The sequence below is a fragment of the Roseateles sp. genome (assembly GCF_047654805.1).
Classification (GTDB): Bacteria; Pseudomonadota; Gammaproteobacteria; order Burkholderiales; family Burkholderiaceae_C; genus Pelomonas.
The window spans coordinates 2,734,924-2,752,635 of sequence record NZ_JASGIV010000001.1 but is presented as its reverse complement, the minus strand read 5'-3'; the positions used below and the strand labels follow the sequence as shown (position 1 = coordinate 2,752,635).

Below are 17,712 nucleotides of genomic sequence, written 5' to 3'. Positions count from 1 at the left end.
CAGCAGCCCCGGCACTGCGCAAGTGCCGGGGCTCATCGTTGCTGGCGTGTCAGAACGTGGTGCTTGCCGATACGCCGTACGTGCGCGGGTTGCCGTAGGTGACGACGTAGTTGCCAACGCCCGTGCCGTTGGGACGCCCATGCACCTGGTAGAGCTTGTCGGTGGCGTTGTTCACATAGCCTGTGACGCGTACGCGCTGGCTGGGCGCAACGTAGACCAGTCGCAGGTTGACCAGCGTGAAGGCCTCGTTGGCCAGCGGCTTGTCCGCGTCAGTCTGGCGGTCGACGGTGAAGTACTCCTTGCCGCGGTAGTTCACGTCTGCGCCGGCGATGAGCCGGCCACCGCCACCCAGCCGGAATGTATGGTCGAGGCCCAGCGCCGTCGTGACCCGGGGCGAGCGCACCAGGCGGTTGCCGGTCGAGTCGCTGGACACCACCTGAGTCAGCGGGTTGCGGTTGACGAAGTCGGTGTAGCGGCCGTTCAGCAGCGCCAGCGAGTAGTGCAGCCGCCAGTCGGGCGCAGGCCGTGCATCCAGCTCCAGCTCGGCCCCGTCCACCTTGGCCTTGGGGCCGTTGGCTAGCGCGCTGACCACGCCCCCACCAGCCACCGGTGTCAGCAGGTTGGTCTGGATGTCGGTGTAGTTGTAGTGGAAGACGTTGGCGTTGACGACCAGGCGCCCACCCAGCCATTCGGACTTCAGGCCGGCCTCGACGCTGTCCACGTACTCGGGCTTCACGGAGGTCGCCGTGTCCAGGTTGCTGCCGATGCCTACGTTGAAGGCGCCTGAGCGGAAGCCACGGGCCAGCCGCAGGTAGCTGCGCAGCGTGCTGCTGAACTGGTACTCGGGCGTGAGGTCCCAGGTCCAGTTCTTCCACGTCGAGGCGAGCTGGCGCGAGCCCGAGTTCGTGGCCGGCGTACCCGGGTTCACCAGCGAGGTGAGTTCCCAGAAGTTGCCGGTATTGAAGTTCGCCAGGTTGTACTGCAGCAGCCGGATGTCCAGGTCCTTCTTCTCCTGTGTCCAGCGCAGGCCGCCGGTGATGCTGAGGTCGTCGCTGACGTCGTAGCTGACGCTGCCGAACACGGCGTGGCTGGTGTTGTTGTGGACGTAGTTGGTGCTGCGGTAGGCCGGGTTCGCCGCCGACTGCGCGGCCGGTGCACCGGTCGGCAGGTTGACCAACGCTGCCTGGTAGCGCGCCGCTACGGCATCGCTGCCGAGGTGCTCGCGGAAATAGTGATAGCCGGCGATCCAGCGCAGGCGCTCATCCTTGGGCGATGTCAGGCGGAACTCCTGCGTTGTCTGCCGCCAGGCGTTGTCGGTCTTGGAGCGGATCTCGGTCTCGTAGGGTGCCGTGCCCCCGCCGCCCAGAGCGTTGCTGTCCGTGACGTCATGGGCCGTGATGGACGTCAGGACATGCTGTCCGATTTTCTGGTTCAGCGTCAGCGAGGCGCCCTCGGTCTTGATGACTTGTGTGTTGGCGATGCGGCCCTCGGTGATGCGGCCGTCGGGTCGTGTGTACTGCGCGGGCGTGCCTGGGTAGTAGGTCCCGAGAACCAGCGAGCCGTTGCTACCGATGTCGCCCAGCTTGCGCGTATGCAGCTTCAGCAGTGCATCGAAGCTGTCAGACGGGCGGGCCAGCAGTTGCACGCGATAGCCGGTGTTGTCGACGCCGCCTTCCTGCTTGCCTGTCCAGGTGTTGGTGTTGAAGCCATCGCGCTGGTCGGAGTTGAAGGCCACGCGCGCAGCCAGCCAGTCGCCGGCGACGACACCGCCCCAGGCGCCCTGGAAAGTGCGCTGCCCGTTGCTGCCGAAGCCCACGGTGGCCTCTGCGCTGGCGGGCTTGAACTCCGGCTTGCGTGAGATGAAGTTGATGGCGCCGGCAGTGGTGTTCTTGCCGTACAGCGTGCCCTGCGGGCCGCGGAGCACCTCGACGCGCTCAAGGTCGAATAGCCCGCCGCCGTAGGCGGTGGGCGAGTTCAGGTAGACGCCGTCGGCATAGACGCCCACTGGCAGCACGGTGGACGCGCTGACGTCGCCGGTGCCGATGCCGCGGATGTAGATGCGTGGGCGGGCTTCGTTGTCGGGGTTCTGGGCCGCGGCGTTGGGCACGAACTTGAACAGGTCGTGCAGGCGCAGGCCCTGGTCGGCGGCCGACTTGGTGTCGATGGCCGTGACGGCGATTGGCACCAGCTGGATGTCTTGTACGCGGAACTGCGAGGTGACCGTCACGCGCTCCAGCGCGTTCGGGGCGGTCGGCTCGGCCCGCTCGGCCAGCGCGCCGCCCTCCTGGGCGAAGGCATGGGGGGTGCCCAGCAGGCCGCCGGATGCGATGGCCAGTGCGGCAGCACGGGCGATGGGAGTGTCTTTGAACATGAGGGGTCGCTTTCTGTTCAGGCGGCCTGGCGCTGCTGCTCGCGGCGGCGAACCTCTTCGCGCACGGCGGGGATGATTTGGTAGCCGTAGTCGATGGCGTCGTAGAGCGGGTCGTAGCCGCGGCTCAGGAAAGTCGTCACGCCGATGTCGTGGTAGGCCAGCAGCGCTTCGACGATGGTGTCGGGGGTGCCCACCAGCGAGGTACTGTCGGTTCCCCCGCCTATGGCCGTGGAGGTACCCAGAAACAGTGCCTTGTCGTGCACCTCGCCCTTGGCGGCCAGCGCCAACTGACGCTCGGCACCGCCGCTGAGTCCCTGCTGCTCGATGCGGCCTCGCGTGGCCGTTCCGGCCTTCAGCGCGGCCTCGATATCGCGGGCCTTCTTCCACGCCAGTTCCTCGGTGGCGCCGATGATGAGGCGCACAGACAGGCTCACGCGCGGCGCGGGCTTGCCCGCAGCTGCGGCCACCTCGTGCAGCTTGCGGATGCGCGCTGACGTGTCCTCCAGGCTCTCGGCCCACAGCGCATAAAGGTCGGTGTGCTGCACGGCCACCTGGTAGGCGCCGTCGGATGATCCGCCCAGCGAGATCGGTACGTGCGGCTGCTGCAGCGGCTTGACCGGCGAGAACCCGCCTTCGATGCGGTAGAAGCGCCCCTCGTAGTCGAAGGGCTGGTCCGAGGTCCAGGTGCGCCTGACGATTTCCAGGTACTCGCCGGCCCGGGCGTAGCGTTCGGCTTTGTCGAGCAGGAACTCTCCGTGGCCAGGCTCCGGGGCGTGGCCGGTGATGGTGTGCAGCCGGATGCGGCCGCCGGTGGTCTGGTCCAGTGTGGCGAATGCCCGGGCCGCCACGGTGGGAGGTACCAGGCCGGGCCGGTGCGCGATCATGAAGCCCAGCCGCTCGGTATGCGCGGCGGCGTGGGCAGCCAGGAACAGCGGGTCGCCACCGCCGTTAGCGATCAGCACGCGGTCGAAGCCTGCATGTTCGTGGGCGCGGGCGAGGTCGCGCAGGTAGTCCAGGTCCAGCCGCGGCGACGCATTGGCAGCACGCTGGGCGAGCTGGTTGCGCGGAAACAGTCCGCCGACGAATTCGATAGGCATGTGAATCTCCTTGCGTTGAGGGGGCGTCAGGCGGCGGTGCGTGCGCGGCGCTGCGCTTCGGCGCGCACGGCGGGGATGACCCATCGGCCGTAGTCCACGGTGTCGTAGAGCGGGTCGTAGCCACGGTTGAGGAAAGTGCTCACGCCCAGGTCCACGTAGTCCAGCAGTGCCTGGGCCACGGTGTCGGGTGTGCCCACCAGCGCCGTGGTGTCGCCGTAGGCGCCTACGGCCGTGGCGGTTGGCATCCACAGCGCACGGTCATGGCGGTCGCCGCGGGCCGCGGCGGCCAGCAGCCGTTCGGAGGCCACGGCCTTTTGCCGGCCGTGGCGAGGACCGCCGGGCTGGAACTGCGGGTTCTGCTGGATCTTGGCGAGGATGCCGTGCGCGCGTTCCCAGGCTTGCTCCTCGGTGGCGCCCAGGATCAGCCGCACCGACAGGCTGATGCGGGGGGCAGCCACGCCGGCCTCGGCGGCCGAGGCGCGGATGCGCGCGATCTGCTGCCTGGCGTCTGCCAGTGGTTCGCCCCAGATCGCGTACAGGTCGGCGTGGCGTACGCCCACGCCATAGGCCGCGTCCGACGCGCCGCCGAATGAGATCTCGATGGAGCCGGGGCGCACCGGCTTGATCGGCGAAACAGAGTCCTTCACGCTGAAGTAGCGGCCCTCGAAGCTGAAGGGTTCGGTGGCCGTCCAGGTCTGGCGCACGATCTGCAGGTACTCGGCGGTGCGGGCGTAGCGCTCGGACTTGTCGACCAGCGTGTCGCCCTCCTGCGGCTCGGCCGTGATGCCGGTAATGGCATGCAGCCGCAGCCGGCCACCGCCGCTGAGATGGTCCAGCGTTGCGAAGCTGCGTGCCGCCAGCGTGGGGGCTACCAATCCGGGACGGTGCGCCACCATGAAACCCAGCCGCTCGGTGTGCTGGGCCAGGTAGGCGGCGATGTGCAGGCTGTCAGGGCTGCCCGGCCCGCTGGCGATCAGCACGCGGTCAAAGCCGGCCTGCTCGTGGGCGCGGGCGTGGAAGCGCAGGAAGTCGAGGTCGAAACCGGGTCGGCGCTCGCCGCCCTGTGTCTCGGACCAGGCACGCGGGAACACCATCCCGACGAATTCGATGGACATGGGAGGTCTCCTTTACTGCAGGCTGGGTGCGCACACGGGCGCCACGGGTTGGTCGTTGATGACCTTCTTGGCGAAGGGCACCGAGTCGCGCAGCGAGGCGTTCACCGTCGCGCTGTGGCCCAGGCCCGCGTAGAGGTGCCCCTCCACGGTGGTGCCGGCCGCGCAGGCGTCGCGCATCAACGCGAGCTGGCTGATGGCCGAAGGCGTCACGTCGTTGGCGCCGGTGCCGATGAAGACCGGGTGGGGAATTGCCAGCGTCGGGTACTGGCTGTAGCGCGCACTGCGCTCGGCCGCTCCGGCCTGGTAGCGCTTGTAGCCGGGTCCGGGCTCAGCCAGGCGGCTGTTGGCGATGGTGAGGCCGTTGCCCACCACATCGGAGGCCAGTGTCGACAGGCAGGCCACGCGAGCCTGGTTCAGCAGCGCGAGGCCCTGCTCGGTGAACACCTCCTCGGGTTTGAGCGACGGATCGTGCTGCTGGTCGACGAGGAAGCCGTAGAAGCCGTAGGCCAGCGATTCGTCCACCCTGTTCGGGTCGGATTGCAGCGGGATGGGCGTGGCCTTGGGATCGCGGTAGATGACACCGGTGGCGACCGTGCCTTTCACACCCAGATCAGGGGCGTAGCGGGTTTGGTAGGCCGCCGCGGCGAACACGCCGATGCCGCCTTGGGACTGGCCCACCAGCAGCACCTTGTTGGCCAGGCCAGGCACGCTGCGGATCGCGGCGCGCGCACTGTCCAGGATGCCGAAGGCCAGCATGGGTACGTTGATGAGCGGGTGCGGTCCGGCCACGCCCAGGCCCTCGTAATCGCTGGCGACGATGGCGAAGCCTTCCTTCAGCCAGCGGTTCAGGTAGCGCACGTCGCGCAGAGATCGGCCGGCCCATGATGGGGCGCAGATGTCGGCCAGGCCCACCGTGCCGTGGCCCCAGGCCAGGACCGGCCAGCCCCCGGCCGGTGGGGTGCCCTTGGGGATGAACACGGCGCCGGAGACGATGATGGGCGTCTTGCTGTCAAAGCCGCTGGTGGAGCTGTAGAGGATGCGCGTCTGCCGTGCGGCCTCGGACAGGCCCAACTGTGCGGGCAGCGGCTCGCTGCGTAGCAGTTGGCCAGGTGTGGCGGGCACGGCTTCGGCCCAGCGGTAGAAGTCCGACAGGCGGCCGTCGCCCTGGGCCGGGTCAGGTTGGGGGGCTCTTGTCTGGGCGGTGACTGCCAGCGCGGCGCTGGCCAGGGCGGCGCTCAGCAGCGCGTGCAGGAATGAGGAGAGTCGCATGGGAGGTCCGGTCAGAAGCTGTAGGAGACACGGGCATAGACCTGGGTGCCCAGGCCGCCCTCGGGGGCGTTGAAGCTGTACTTGGTGATCGCACCGCTGCCGGTGGCAGCCTTGCCCGTGCTGGCGACGATCGTTGGGTTCTCGTCGGGGTAGCTGTCGAGCAGATTGATGGCGCCGGCGGCGACCGTCAGGCCGCGCAGCGCGCCGCCGAAGGCATAGGCCAGCTCGGCATCCAGCACCCATTGCGGGCTGTATGTCTTGTCATCCAGCGCGCTGGTGGCGCGGTTGGTCCAGCTGCCGTAGCGGCGCGCTCCGCCGTTGACCGTCCAGCCGCCGGCCTGCCAGGTGGCGCCCAGCACCAGCTTGCTCTTGGGCGTGATCTCCTCGATGAGGCCGCGCGTGTTGCGGCCGATGATCTGGATCGCGGGGATCACCGTGCCGGTGGATGTGGCCACGTCGCGGGCGTGGGTGATGCGCGTCTGGTTCCAGGCGTAGCCGAGGTTCAGGTCCAGCTGCGAGCCGGCGAGCGCGAGACGCACCTTGCTGGTCAGCTCGGCGCCGCGGGTGCGGGTGTCCAGAACGTTGGTGAAGAAGGCGGCGCTGTTGATGCCGAAGGGCGCAAGGATCGGCGCCAGCGCCGGCAGCGTGGTGGTGGTGAGGTTCTCCGACAGCGCGATGCGGTCGCTGATGTCGATCTGGTACACGTCAAGCGTGGCGCTGGCCTGCGTGCCAAGGCGCCACACCAGGCCTAGCGACGCGTTCTTGGACTTCTCCGGCCGCAGCGCAGTGCCGCCGATCAGGCTGGCCACCGGGCTGCCGGGTAGCAGTGTGCGCTGCTGCACGTCGACGGGCTGGCCATTGATGGTGGCCGTCTGCACGCTGTAGGCCGAGTAGCCCAGCTGCACGATAGAGGGCGCGCGATAGCCGTTGCTGACCGTGGAGCGCAATGCGATGCCGGGCGTGAACTCGTAGCGCAGCGAGGCCTTGCCGTTGGTGGTGCTGCCGAAGTCGGAGTAGTGCTCGCTGCGCAGGGCCAGGCCTACGTTGAGCTGCTCGGTGAGCTTGGCCTCGGCGCTGACGTAGGCGCCGGCCACCTTGCGCGAGATGCTGCGCGCGTCCTGGTCGGTGATGCCGGAGTACAGCCCCGGCACGCCCACGCCGGGAACCTGGCTCGGGTTGTAGAAGGGGCCGCGTGTGTAGGCGATGGGGTCGCCGGCCGCAAGGACATAGCGCTCCCAGCGGGCCGTGACGCCGGCCGCGATGGTCAGCGGGGAGGCCAGTGCGGCGACGTCCAGGTCGCGGCTGTAGTCCAGCGCGGCGTTGGCCTGGGTGTTCTCGCGACTGCCGGTGTAGAAGGTGGACGGCGAGTCCGGCCCGTAGCTGGGGTTGATGCCGTTGCGGTCGGTGGACTTGACGGTGTTGCGGCCCAGGTTGGCTGACAGGTCCCACTGGCCCGTGCGGGCGTTGCCATGGCGGACGCCGGCGTTGAAGGCGGCGTCGCTGAGGTCATACACGTTGACGGGGATGCGGCCCTTGGGGTAGCGCTGCTGGAAGTAGACCGACTGCGCCAGCACCGACGACGCGGTGTTGGACTCGTAGAAGTTTTCTCCGAGGGTCTGGCGCTGCGCCCAGGTGCCGAAGGCATAGAGCGTGGTGTCCGCGGTCAGCTGCAGCTCGGCGTTGGCGACGAGGTTGACCTGATCCTTGACTTGTGGCGAACCGAAGGCCCAGTTGCGGAAAGGATGGTCCTCGGGCAGCGACGGGTCGGGGCGGGTGTTGTTGGCCTTGGCGCGCTGGCCGGCGTCAAAGGCCAGGGTCAGGAAGCCGTCGCTGCCCAGCGGCAGGCCTTTCCAGCCGTTGATGGTGTGCTGTTCGCCGCCGCGCCCTTCATGCGTGAGGCCGCCCCAGCGGTAGCTGGCGCCACCACCGTCCTCGCGTGACTTCAGCACGATGTTGATGACGCCGGCTATGGCGTCGGAGCCGTACTGGGCCGCTGCGCCGTCGCGCAGGATCTCCACGCGCTCGATGGCGCTGACGGGGATCAGGCTCAGGTCCACCGCTGCCGCGCCGCGGCCACCTGCCAGCGTTTGGCGCGTGAAGTTGGCGCCGACGTGACGGCGCTTGCCGTTGATGAGTACCAGCACTTCGTCGGCCGACAAACCGCGCAGCGCCGCGCCGGCCGGGATGGATGAAGCGAAGCCGCCGTTGGGCGTGGACGGCGCGCTGAACGAGGGCGACAGGCTGATGAGGGCGCGTGACAGGTCGGCTGCACCGGTGCTTTGCAGCGTCTCGGCGCTGAGCACGTCCACCGGGGCGGGGGCGTCCAGGCTGGTGGTCCCGAGCCGCCGCGTGCCGGTCACGACGACGGCGTCCAGGCTGTTGGCTGTTGTCGCTGTCGCTGTCGCTGCTGCGGTGGCAACGGGTGTCTGGGCGAAGGCGGGAGTGCAGGCGGCGGCCAGCAGCGCGAGCAGGGTGTGGCGGGGCAGGGGGGTGGGAGAGCGTTGTGGCATGGCTGGAGTGAGCAGGCGTGACGGGGCGCAACGCAGCGGCGCTGCGCCGTGAGGCAGACGGAGAAGGGGGGAAGGGGGGAAGGAGCGCTGCGGGCGTCAACAACGCCGGCGGCCTGGCGCCTTGGGCGCGGCGCTCATGGCGCGCCGGCGGCGTTGATGCCGGCGTTCTGGCGACGCTCGCGCAGCGCGGCGCCGTACTCGGCCGGATCCACGCCGTTGAGGTAGTAGTTGCCGACGTGGTGGACGCGCCAGCGGATCGGGTCGTGCGTGGTGTGCACGCGGGCATTGCGCCAGAAGCGGTCCAGGTTCCACTTCGTCAGCGACGAGTTGGCGCCCAGAAGCGAGAACATGTCGCTGGAGATGCGCAGCGACGCTTCGTCCGAGGCGGAGCGCGCCGTGGCCACGGCCAGGATGAGTTCGTCCTGCAGCGCCTTGTCGTCGGGGGCCGCCTTGTGCTCATCGAACAGCTCGGCCGCATAGCGCAGCAACGCCTCGGCGCTGCGCACCAGCACCGCGTAGTCGCCGACGGCCTTGATGATGTGGGGTTCCTGCACAGCGTGCTCCACCTCGGCGTCCACCCAGGGGCGGGTGTTGACGCGCAGGTGTTGCACGGCGGCGTCCAGCGCGCCGCGGGCGATGCCCGTGTCGATGGCGGCGTGCAGGATCTGCGGCCAGGTCAGCCCGGTGCGTGGCATGCCGCCGGCAGCAGCCGGGCGCCGCGGCACGAAGCGTTCGTCGACGACGATGTTGTTGAATCGCACGGTGCCGCTGACCGAGTGCTGCTGGCCGAAGGCGTGCCAGTCGTCCAGCAGCTCCAGTCCTGGGGTGTCGCGGTGCAGCAGTACGTTGATCGGCCCTTCGGTGGATCCGGCGCTCAGCGAGATCCACTCGGCCAGCAAGCAGCCGGTCGAATAGAACTTGCTGCCGTTCAGAACGAGGCGGCCGTCGGGCTGACGTTCGGCGAAGGTCTTGTGGTCGAACTTGTTCTTGCCGCCCACCTCGGCCAGCGCATTGCCGAATCGCTTGCCGGCAAGGATGTCGGCCACCAGTTGGTCGCGCACTTCGGGTTCGAAGCCGCTGGCGACGCCGCGGATCATCACGTTGTGGATCTGCAGCAACTGGCCCACGCCGCCGTCGGCAGCCGAGATCAGGCGCACGGTCTCGACGACGGTGGGCACGGACGCACCCAGGCCGCCCAGCTCGCGGGGCAGCGAGATCGCGGTGACGCCGGACTGCGACAGGATCTCGGCCTGGCGCACGGGCACGCGATCGTTCTGGTCAGGATCGGCGGAGATTTCGCCGATGGCGGCTGCAGCCTGGCGCGCGGCGTCCAGGGCTTCGGCCTCGGAGGCCAGGCGACGGGCAGGCACGAAGGCGGCCGCAGGGGGAGTGAGGAGAGAGGCGAGAGTCATCGTGTGCAGGCGGTTCGGAAAAGGTCAGGTCGCGAAGCGGTAGCGCAGTGGTGGCGCGAGGCGGCGTGTGTCGGCGTTGAGCGTGGGTGCCTCGATGACGAGGCGGCGGGTATAGGGCTGCGTGGGCGCGTCCAGCACCTCGTCCACCGTGCCCTGCTCGACCAGCACGCCCTGGCGCAGTACTGCCACACGCTGGGCCACCGCGCGCACGACACCCAGGTCGTGCGTGACGAACAGCAGTGCCAGGCCACCGCGTTGCAGTCGGGCAAGTAGGTCGAGGATGGTCGACTGAACCGACACGTCCAATGCTGATGTGATCTCGTCGCAGATCAGCAGCCGTGGCTCGCAGATCAGCGCGCGAGCGATGGCCACGCGCTGGCGCTCGCCACCCGACAGCTCGCGTGGGTAGGCTGCAGCCGCCGAGGCTGGCAGTGCCACCTGTGCCAGTGCCTGTTCGACGCGCCGGGCGGCCTCGTCGGCACGGATGCCGAAGAAATGGCGTGCGGCGGTGGCCAGCGTCTCTCCGACGGTGAGGCGCGGGTTCAGCGATCGGTAGGGGTTCTGGAAGATGTACTGGATCTGGCGGCGCTGGTCAGCCGGCCGCTCGCGGGAGCGCAGCGCAAGCGTGGCACCGGCGTAGCGCAGTGAGCCGCGCGCCTGCTCCCCCAGGCCCGCCAGAGCCCGGGCCAACGTGGTCTTGCCTGAGCCGGACTCGCCCACCAGCGCCAGGCACTCGCCCGGCGCCAACGCCAGCGAGGCCTCGAACAGCACCTGCCGGTCGCCGTACCAGGCGTTGACGCGTTCGGCCTGGAGCAGCGGCCGGCCGTTGGCGGCGACGGTGGCCTCGGGTTGCGCCGCGCCGCGGCTGAACGCAGGGCCGGCATCGGCCCGATGGCAGGCCAGCAGCCGCCCGGGTGAGGACTGCAGCAGCGCCGGGGCGGTGGCGCGGCAGGCGTCGCCTGCCAGTGTGCAGCGTGCGGCGAAGGCACAGCCGCCCGGACGGTGGCCAGGAGCCGGCGCGTGACCTGGGATGGGCTGGGGCGGGCGCCGCTCGGCCACGTCCGGTATGGCCGCGAGCAGTCCTTGCGTGTAGGGGTGGCGTGGCGACTCGAACAACGGGTGAAGCGCGGCCTGCTCAACGATGCGACCGGCGTACAGCACCACGACTTGGTCGGCGAGGTTGCGCACCACGGTGAGGTCGTGCGAGACGTAGACCGCTGCCACGCCGTGGCGCCGGCACAGGCTGCGAACGGTCGCCAGCACCTTGGCTTGGGTGGTCACGTCCAGCGCGGTGGTGGGCTCGTCGAGCACGATGAGCTGGGGTCGCGTGACGAAGGCCAGCGCCAGCAGCACGCGCTGCTGCTGTCCACCCGAGAGTTGATGTGGAAAGCGGCGCAGGAACTCGGCTTCGGCCGGTAGATCCACATCGGCGAGCACCTGCAGTACGCGCTGGTGGCGCGCATCGGCGGCCAGGTCGGGCTCGTGGATCTCCAGCACCTCGGCGAGCTGTGTGCCGATGCGGCGCAGCGGGTTCAGCGCGGCGGCCGGGTCTTGCGCGACGTGGGCGACGAGCTTGCCGCGCAGGCGGCGCAGCGCGTCGGGCGCCAGGCCCAGCAGCTCATGCCCGCCCACGCGCACGCGGCCGGCGGTGATACGGGCGCCGTCACGGGCGTGGCCCAGCAGCGCCAGCGCGATGGTGCTCTTGCCGGAGCCGGATTCGCCCACCAGCCCGAGCACCTGGCCGGGTGCGATGCACAGCGCGATGTCGGCCACGATATCGGCGCCGGAGGGCAGCTCGACGCGCAGGCCTTCCACTTCGAGCAGCGGTGCGGCCTCGACAGGGAGCGGCACAGCGATGTGTTCGGGGAACTCGGCGAGTGCCAGCATGTTCATCGTTCCTCGATGCGGGCCGCCGCGCGGCCCGCGCCCTCGGCCAGCAGGTTGGTGCCCAGCGCGAACAGTGCCACCAACAGCACCGGTGCTGCCACGGCCAGCGGCTGCACCAGCAGGCCGGCACGGTTCTCGTTGATCATCAGTCCCCAATCGGCTGCCGGCGGCGCTACGCCGTAACCCAGGAAGGCCAGGCCCGACAGCATGCCCACGGCCCAGGTCAGCATCACGCCCAGGTGCACCAGCAGCGGGGTGGCGATGTTGGGCAGGATTTCGCGCAGCACGATGCGGTGGCGCGGGTAGCCCAGCAGCTCGGCCGCCTCGACGAACTCCTGGCGCACCACGTTCAGCGCGACGCCGCGCGCCAGCCGGATCACGCCGGGCACGAAGGCCAGTGCGACGGTCAGCACGACGATGCCGTGGCTGCGCCCCAGCATGGAGACGATGAGCAGAACGAGGATGAGGTCAGGGAAGGCAAGGAAGACGTCGGCGCACCAGACAATGGCCTGGTCGACACGGCCTCGCGCATAGGCGGCCAGTACGCCCAGCACACTGCCGGCGGCCAGTGCCAGTGCCGACGTGGCGAGCGACATCCACACCACCGAGGCGCCGCCGGCCAGCAGGCGCGACCACACGTCGTGCCCCAGGAAGTCGTGCCCGAGCGGCGCACCCGCCGCCGCGCGGCCATAGGTGGGACCGACCAGTGCAGTGGGCTCGTGCGGTGCCAGCCAGGGCCCCAGCAATGCGAACGCGACGACAAGCAGCGTGGCCACCAGGCCCAGGCGCACCTGGCCCTGAGCCAGCGTCAGGCGCCAGAAGGACTTGCGGGGCGCGCTCATCGGGCGTACCTCGGTCGGATCTGGCCGCGGCCCAGCCGCAGCGCATGGCGCAGCCCCGGGGCACGCGCCTTGATGCGGCCGGCTGTGCGCAGCCGTGGCGTCAGCAGCACCGTGGCCAGGTCGGCAGCAAGGTTGATGGCGACGATGCCGACGGTGATGACCAGCACGATGGCCTGGATCATGGGCATGTCGCGCATTTCGATGGCGGCGTTCAGCGTGTTGCCGATGCCTGGGTAGCTGAACACCACCTCGGCAATCAGCGCGCCGCCGAACAGCACGCGCAGCGTCATTGCCACGCCCTGGATGGCGGGGATCAGCGCGTTGGGCAACGCGTGGCGCCAGACGATGCGGCGCTCGGGGATGCCGCGCAGCCTGGCGGCTGCAACGTAGTCGCTCTCCAGCACCTCGATCATGGAGGCGCGCACCAGCCGCAGCAGATAGGGGGCGATGGAGAGCGCGAGCGTCACGGTGGGCAGCACGAGGTAGCGCCATTGCGACAGCAGGCCGCGGTCGGGGTCCAGCAGCGAGGCTGCGGGCAGGACCTTGAACACCGAGGTGGAGAACAGCATCACCAGCAGGATGGCGATGGCGAATCCCGGCACGGCCTTGAGCAGCACCAGCGCGCCAAGCGCGAGGCGGTCGGTGGTGGTGTCGCGCCGCAGCGCCAGCCACACGCCCAGCGCCAGTGCCAGCGGCAGTGCGGTCAGTGCGACGCAGGCGGTCAGCAGCAACGAATTGGCGAAGCGCGAGCGCAGCAGCTCCCCCACCGGCACGTTGGAGTCGATGGAGCGGCCCAGATCACCGGACAGCATCTGTCCGGCCCAGCTCAGGTACTGCACGACGATGGGCTTGTTCAGCCCCAGCTGCTCGCGCAGCACGGCGATGGTGGCCTCGCTGGCCTCGGGGCCGAGGATGATGCGCGCGGGATCGGACGGCAGTGCCTGCGTGGACGCGAAAACGACGATGGAGATAGCGACCACCACGCCCAGGCCGGTCAACAGGCGGCCGGCGAACCAGGGTGCCCAGGTCGGCAGCTTGGGGAACTTGAGCCTGGCCATCAGGCGGGCTCCCGGCGCCAGATGCGGTCGGTGCGCCAGGCGGCGAAGCCGGTGCGGTCGGGGGTGACGCCGCCGATGTCGGCCGCGACAGCGTCCAGCGTGTCGGCGAAGCCCCAGATCAGCAGCCCGCCGTGTTCGTGCTGGATGCGCTGCGCCTCGTGCACGAGCTGCTTGCGCTTGTCGAGGTCGGGTTGGGCCAGTGCAGCGGTGATGAGCTCGCCGAAGCGCGGGTCGCGGAAGTGCGTTTTGTTGCTGGCGGCGCGCGGGCCGTCGTGCTGCTGCACGGTGAGCAAAAAGGGGCGCGACACACCAGCGCCGGTGCTGAAAGCCCAGGAGGTGCGGTTCGGCCCGGTGAAGGTGGGGCTGTCGACCTGCTTGACGTTGACAGTCACGCCGGCCTCCTTGGCCTGCTGCGCAAAGACGAGGGCGGCCTTGGAGCCGGGTGTCACCAGCTCCACCTCCAGCCCGTCCTTGAAGCCCGCCTCGGCCAGCAGGCGGCGCGCTTCGGCCAGGTCGCGCTGGCGCTGCGGGATGGCATGGTCGTAGACCGGGTCACCTGGCGAGTAGAGATCGTTGGCGACGCGGCCGCGCCCCTGCAGCACACGTTCCACCAGCTCCTTGCGGTCGGCGATGAGGCGGAATGCGCGACGCACCTGCGGCCTGTCGAACGGCGGCTTGTCGAGGTTCATGTCCAGCGACTGCCAGGCGTCAGTCTGCGAGGAGACGATGCGAAAGCGCGTGTCGCCGTCGAGGAACTTGAGTTGTTCTGGCGCGATGTTGGGCGCGATGTCGATCTGGCCAGCCTGCAGGGCCTGCAGCCGCGCTGTCTGGTCCGAGAAGTCGTGGATGTGGACCTCGTCGAACCAGGGCTGACCGGCCTTGAAGTAGTTCTCGAAGCGCGTGAACACCGAGCGTTGGCCGGGCGTGAAGCTCTTCAGCCGGTAGGGGCCAGCTCCCACCACGTTGTTGACCGGGTGGTAGTCCACGGGGACGATGCCGCCCCAGCTCATCCAGCACTCGGCCAGCGCCACCAGGCCCTGTCCCTCCTCGAAGGGGATGCGCACAGTGCGCGCGTCGAGCTTGCGCACATCGTCGCGGCGCAGCGAATACAGGTAGGCCGCGTAAGGCGAGGCCAGTGCCGGGTCGGTCAGACGGCGAAGCGAGAAGATGACGTCGTCGGCGTCGATGGTCTTGCCATGATGGAACTCCAGGTCCGGCTTGAGGCGGATGGTCCACTCCGTGCCATCGGCGTTGACCTCGGCGGATTCGGCCAGCGCCAGCGTGGGCTGGCCGTCCAGCCCCCACTCCCACAGCTTGGCGTACAGCGCCCATCCGCGGAATGCGCCGCTGCCGATGGGCTTGTGCGCGTCGAGGTTGCCGGCCTGGCCGCCTTCGATGACGCCAAAGCGCACTGCGCCGGCGCTGCGTCGGGGCGTGTCGGCGGCGGTGCCGGGCCCGGGTTGTGCGGTCGACTTGTCGGCGTGCTCGCCGCAACCGCCCAGCAGCCCCGTGCCGGCCAGCAGGCCGGCGCTTGCGGCCAGCCAGCCGCGGCGCAGCAGTGAGCGGCGCAGCGCGTCGTCGGGCATGTCATGGGGTGGGTTGGAGCGGCTCATCGGCAGAAGGGAAATGAACGTGGAGGTGAGAAGGGTTCACCGATGGATAGCAGGGTCCGTGCCACCGTGAAACGGCTCGAAACAGGCCCGTGCAGCCCTGAAATCAGCGTCCCTGGATGAAGCGCTGCGTGGATCTGCGCAGGGGCTGCTTCGAGTTGTCCATCAGCGCCCGGCGCGCAGCGCGGGAACGTCGAAGCCGTGGTCCAGGTCCAGCAGTGGCAGCAGCAGGTCGGCCACGCGCTGAGCCTCGCTGATGAGCGGGAAGCCGGACAGGATGAAGGCGTTGGTGCCCTGGGCCTCGTATTCGCGGATGCGTGCGGCGACGTTCTCGGCGCTACCCACCAGCGTCGTGCCGGAGGCCGGGCCGAGGATGTCGAAGCCGAACCACGCGGGGCCGACCCAGACGTTGGGATAGATCTCCAGCTCGCGGGCCGTGGGCAGGCGCCCGGCGAGCAGGCTCTGGGCGTTGCGCTGGATGATGGGGTTGTCGCTGCGGAAGGTCTCCAGTGTCTCGCCGGGCTTGAGCTGGCGCTGCGCGGAACGCTTTGCGTGCTCCAGCGACGACTTGGAAAGCAGCCACTCGGCATGAGCCCAGGCCTCCTCCTCCGTCTCGCGCACGATGACCTGCAGCCGCGTGCCGTACTGCAGCTTGCGGCCGATCTTCTCGGCCTCGGCGCCGACGCGGCGGAACTTGTCGCCCAGCAGCGGCGGCGTGTTGGCGAAGGAGAGGTAGACGTCCAGCAGCTTGACCGAGTGCGCGACGCCCGGCGCCGAGGTGCCGGCACCCCATAGCGGCACGCCGCCCGGCTGGGTCGGGCCGTTCCAGGTGCCCATCGGACTGGGGCCGGAGTGGCGCGGAGCCAGCTTCACGTAGCGACCCTCGTAGCCGCTGGTGTCGCCGTCATAGACGCGTCGGAACGCGTCCCAGTACTCCCAGCTGAAGTCGTATCGTTCGTCGTGCGGGTAGTGCACGCCCAGAGCAGCGAGGCCGGCGTCGTTGCCGTTGACGACGTTGAACAGCAGTCGACCACCCGAGAAGGCGTCGAAGGTCTGCGCATACTTGGCCAGCACGGCGGGCGACAGCTCGCCTGGGTGCTGCGCGACGAGGAAGCGCATCCGGTGCGTCTGCGCGATCAGCGCGGCGGCGACGGCCAGGCTCTCGTTGGCACTGCTGCCGAGCAGGGCGCCGTAGTACCCCAGCCGGTCGATGGTGACGGCAAGCTGTTCGAGGTGGCGGAAGTCGGTCTTCCAACGGCCCTGCGGCTCCCAGGGGTAGGGGCCATCAGGCGCGGTCAGGTACCAGAGGATCTTGACGGCCATCTTGGTTCCTCAGGCGGCGGCGCGCAGCTGCTGGGCGAGGCGCTCGTGCGCGGCGGCCAGGGGGCGCGGGTCGATCCACGCGTCGAAGTCGAAATCCCGGTCCAGGAATCCGTGCGTGAGCTGGAAGTTCTTCTGCTGGCGGAACAGCTCCACGCGCTCCTCGCTGAGGTCGGGCGCCAGCGTGAGGTGGAAGCCGTTGCGGTATGCGCCGCTGACGCCCTCGCTGCCAGCGCGCGTCTCGCCCTGCAGGATCTCCAGCGTCTCCTTCAGGTGGGTCTTGGCCCATTCGGCGGCGCGCAGCGTCTGTGTCAGGAAGCGCACCAGCAGCTCGAAGTGGTCGTCGATGAGCGACTGGTGTACGGTGATGGGCCGCGGCGTGCCGTTGTTGACGCGAAAGCGCTTCTCCGGCAGTTGGTCCAGGTCGATGCCGACCTTGGCGCCCAGGCGCTGGGCGGCCTCCAGTGCGGCAGCGCCTTTGACGTAGACGGCATCCACCTCGCCGCGCAGCAGCGGCAGGATGCCTTCCCACAGGCCGGTTCCCAGGCTCTCGGCGCTGCGTGCGCCGCCGCCCGCGGGTCCACCGGCAAGATGGCCGGCGTCGCCTTCGCGCGGCGGCGCTGCGGGCAGCTCGACGAGGCGGGCATCGTCCAGCGACAGGCCCACGGAGTTCAGCGCGCCCTTGTAGCCCGCCAGGCTCATGCCGCGCGCGATGCTGCGGCCGCGACGGTTCTGGGCCAGGTCAGCGGCGCGGAATGCCGGCAGCGCCAGACGCTGGCCGCGCAGGTGCTCGGGGCGGCTGATTGGGGAGTCGGGGCGCACGAGGATGGCCTGGAACTCGTCGATCCAGGTCAGGCCCACCAGCCGCGTCGGCGCGCCCTGGGCGCGTGCGGGGATGGCCAGCAGGTTGCCGCCTTCGCGGACCAGCGTGGTCAGCTCGTGGTCATAGTGATGGCGGGCGAGGTCGCCGCCAACTTCCTGCAGTGTCTTCAGTTCAATGCCGTCGCGGGCGAAGTCCTCTCCCAGCCAGCCCAGGCGGTAGGCCAGGCCGGTGGCGGTGGGCACGGGGCAGCGGGTGAACCAGACAGTGTCGACGGAGGTCTTGGGGGTGCTCATGGGATGTCCTGGAGGTGAAGGGGCAACCCTTCAATCGCCAGATCCGTGCCAGCGTTTTTCCGGCAAGAACACCCCGTTTCTGCATCGCTGCGCGTCGAACGCAGC

Annotated in this window: 12 protein-coding genes; all 12 read right to left on the bottom strand. The window is 69.5% G+C overall.

Annotated elements, in window-relative coordinates; all coding sequences use genetic code 11:
- Window positions 1-49: 49 nt before the first annotated feature.
- The gene (locus tag QM732_RS12335) at window positions 50-2,371 is read right to left on the bottom strand and encodes a TonB-dependent receptor (protein ID WP_415656427.1); all 2,322 of its coding nucleotides are present in this window, start codon (window positions 2,369-2,371) and stop codon (window positions 50-52) included.
- 17 nt (window positions 2,372-2,388) lie between these two features.
- Entirely contained in the window at window positions 2,389-3,468 is a 1,080-nt protein-coding gene (locus QM732_RS12330) for an LLM class flavin-dependent oxidoreductase (protein ID WP_415656426.1), read from the bottom strand.
- A gap of 26 nt (window positions 3,469-3,494) precedes the next feature.
- The gene (locus tag QM732_RS12325) at window positions 3,495-4,583 is read right to left on the bottom strand and encodes an LLM class flavin-dependent oxidoreductase (RefSeq protein ID WP_415656425.1); all 1,089 of its coding nucleotides are present in this window, start codon (window positions 4,581-4,583) and stop codon (window positions 3,495-3,497) included.
- Between the two features lie 12 nt (window positions 4,584-4,595).
- The gene (locus tag QM732_RS12320) at window positions 4,596-5,852 is read right to left on the bottom strand and encodes a lipase family protein (RefSeq protein WP_415656424.1); all 1,257 of its coding nucleotides are present in this window, start codon (window positions 5,850-5,852) and stop codon (window positions 4,596-4,598) included.
- 11 nt (window positions 5,853-5,863) lie between these two features.
- A complete protein-coding gene (locus tag QM732_RS12315; protein ID WP_415656423.1) occupies window positions 5,864-8,362 on the bottom strand; it encodes a TonB-dependent receptor plug domain-containing protein in 2,499 nt (832 codons plus the stop codon).
- A gap of 134 nt (window positions 8,363-8,496) precedes the next feature.
- A complete protein-coding gene (locus QM732_RS12310) occupies window positions 8,497-9,774 on the bottom strand; it encodes an acyl-CoA dehydrogenase family protein (RefSeq protein WP_415656422.1) in 1,278 nt (425 codons plus the stop codon).
- Window positions 9,775-9,798: 24 nt separating this feature from the next.
- On the bottom strand, window positions 9,799-11,661 hold the full coding sequence (locus QM732_RS12305; protein WP_415656421.1) for a dipeptide ABC transporter ATP-binding protein: 1,863 nt from the start codon (window positions 11,659-11,661) through the stop codon (window positions 9,799-9,801).
- Window positions 11,662-11,663: 2 nt separating this feature from the next.
- Window positions 11,664-12,503: an ABC transporter permease gene (locus QM732_RS12300; RefSeq protein WP_415656420.1), complete on the bottom strand. Its 840-nt coding sequence runs from the start codon at window positions 12,501-12,503 to the stop codon at window positions 11,664-11,666.
- A complete protein-coding gene (locus tag QM732_RS12295) occupies window positions 12,500-13,561 on the bottom strand; it encodes an ABC transporter permease (protein ID WP_415656419.1) in 1,062 nt (353 codons plus the stop codon). The genes QM732_RS12300 and QM732_RS12295 overlap by 4 nt, the downstream gene beginning before the upstream one ends.
- Window positions 13,561-15,174, bottom strand: a complete 1,614-nt coding sequence (locus tag QM732_RS12290; protein WP_415656418.1) for an ABC transporter substrate-binding protein — start codon at window positions 15,172-15,174, stop codon at window positions 13,561-13,563. The genes QM732_RS12295 and QM732_RS12290 overlap by 1 nt, the downstream gene beginning before the upstream one ends.
- Before the next feature lie 162 nt (window positions 15,175-15,336).
- The gene (locus tag QM732_RS12285; protein WP_415656417.1) at window positions 15,337-16,494 is read right to left on the bottom strand and encodes an LLM class flavin-dependent oxidoreductase; all 1,158 of its coding nucleotides are present in this window, start codon (window positions 16,492-16,494) and stop codon (window positions 15,337-15,339) included.
- Window positions 16,495-16,503: 9 nt separating this feature from the next.
- Complete coding sequence (locus QM732_RS12280; RefSeq protein ID WP_415656416.1) at window positions 16,504-17,607, bottom strand: ABC transporter substrate-binding protein; 1,104 nt, start codon at window positions 17,605-17,607, stop codon at window positions 16,504-16,506.
- Window positions 17,608-17,712 lie beyond the last annotated feature (105 nt).